The sequence below is a fragment of the Nocardia sp. CY15 genome (genome assembly GCF_009829295.1).
In the GTDB taxonomy this organism is placed as follows: domain Bacteria; phylum Actinomycetota; class Actinomycetes; order Mycobacteriales; family Mycobacteriaceae; genus Nocardia; species Nocardia sputi.
In genome coordinates this window covers 1-1695 of record NZ_VUOT01000087.1, presented here as the reverse complement: position 1 = coordinate 1695, position 1695 = coordinate 1, and the positions used below count along the sequence as shown (strand labels likewise).

1 protein-coding gene is annotated in these 1695 nt (G+C 65.9%); it reads right to left on the bottom strand.

Features of this window, described 5'->3' with window-relative positions:
* Positions 1-22: 22 nt before the first annotated feature.
* Positions 23-1372: an IS110 family transposase gene (locus GVY39_RS33680; RefSeq protein WP_159931020.1), complete on the bottom strand. Its 1350-nt coding sequence runs from the start codon at positions 1370-1372 to the stop codon at positions 23-25.
* Between the last annotated feature and the right edge of the window lie 323 nt (positions 1373-1695).

Sequence of the window (1695 nt, the reverse complement as noted above, 5' to 3'; positions counted from 1 at the left end):
TGAGTTCCTAACGGATGTCAACTCAGTAGAGTCTTCTCGCTGCTGCGTTGTGTGGCTCGGTGCGTCGTGAGGTCGAAGCACCCGCTCGGCCGGTCGTGCGTCGCGTGACCCGGATTTCGGCAGGGACGGTGTATCGCTGGGCGATGATGGCACGACCCTCCTCGGGGGTGACCGGGCTGCCGTCAACATCCTGGAGGACATAGTGTTCGCCGCGGCGCCAGCACCCGGCGATGCGGGTGAGCAGGGTCGTGGCGAGGTGACAGACGGCCGAGTTGTGGTGCTTGCCGGACTCGGTCATGAGCCGGTGGTACTTCGCTGCCAGTGACGGGTCGCTTCGGCGGGCCTGCTCGGCGGCCATGAACAATGCCTCACGGAGGCAGGCGTCCCCGGATTTCGTTGGCCCACCATGCTTTCCGCTCAATCCCGACGAGTCGAGTTTGGGCACCAGGCCGCTGAACGAGCGGATCGCCGCCAGCGAGGCGAATCGGCTGGGATCACCTAGCCGGCCGACGATTTGTGCCCCCAGGATCGGTCCGACGCCGGGTGTCGAACAGACGATGCCCGCGGGGTCGGCTTTGTCCAGCAACGCTGCGATGCGGACCTCGATGTCGGCGATCTCGTCGGTGAGCTTCAGTGCCAGCCGGGCCTCGATAGCGATGTCGTCGCCGAGATCAGGGAAGTCCAGTTCGCCGGCCCATAGTTCGAGTGTCTCGCGGGCCGCAGCGATGAGTTCGTCGGCCTTGTTCTCGCGCCAGCTGCCGCGGGAGTATCGGATCAAGAACCGTGACAGCCGGGCCCGACCGAGCCTGACGACCAGGTGTGGATCGGCATAGTGCGCCAGAAACCGCAGCGGAGTCTTGTTCGCCAGGTCCGCGCCGAGTGCGCCGTGCCAGCCCGGACCGAGGATCTCCAGCAACGCGTCCAACCGTGCCAGGATGCTGGTGCGGCGTTTGACCAGGTTCGAACGCAGTTTCACCGCCCTGCGCAGCGCGTCACCAGGCCCGAGCCCGGCCGTGGTGTGCAGGCCCTCGGGATGCAGAAGCGGTATCCGGGCAAGGACTTTTGAGTCCAGCCGGTCGGACTTGGTGTGTTTGCTGTAGTAGGCGCGTAGATCGGCTGACTGCTCAGGCGGAACCAACACCACGACCGCGCCCCGGCGCCGGAACCACGCCGCCAACGGCACCCAGGCATTACGGGTCGGCTCCATGATCACCGTGACCGACGACGGATCGGTTCCCGCTGGGAGCATCGACCACAACCGATCCAGGTCGGCGGTCGTGGTCCGGAACTTGCGTCCGGACCACACGAATCTGCCCTGTTCGTCGGCCAGACTGGCCTGATGCGCCGCACGACAGGCGACATCGATACCCAACCATGTTCCCAACGACTCGACCCCATTTCTCTCGGTGGTTTTCCGGAGTCCGGCGTGAACACCCCGCCGCGGGTTCGATGCCGTACCAGACATTCACCAACAGGGATCGTGGCGACGGGGGTGATGCTGACCGTCGCCGCGTCGCCGGGTTCCTAACAGGACGCACCTCACCCGGCGGTGCCCCTGCAAGCCCCACGATCAACAGGCAAGGGGCACAACCCCGATCGGTGAACCAGTGGTGGCATGCAGGCGCCGGAGACCCGAATTCTCACCCCGGCCGGCCGTGCCGGGCGAGGGCTTCGAGCCCGTCACCGAGTTTGAAT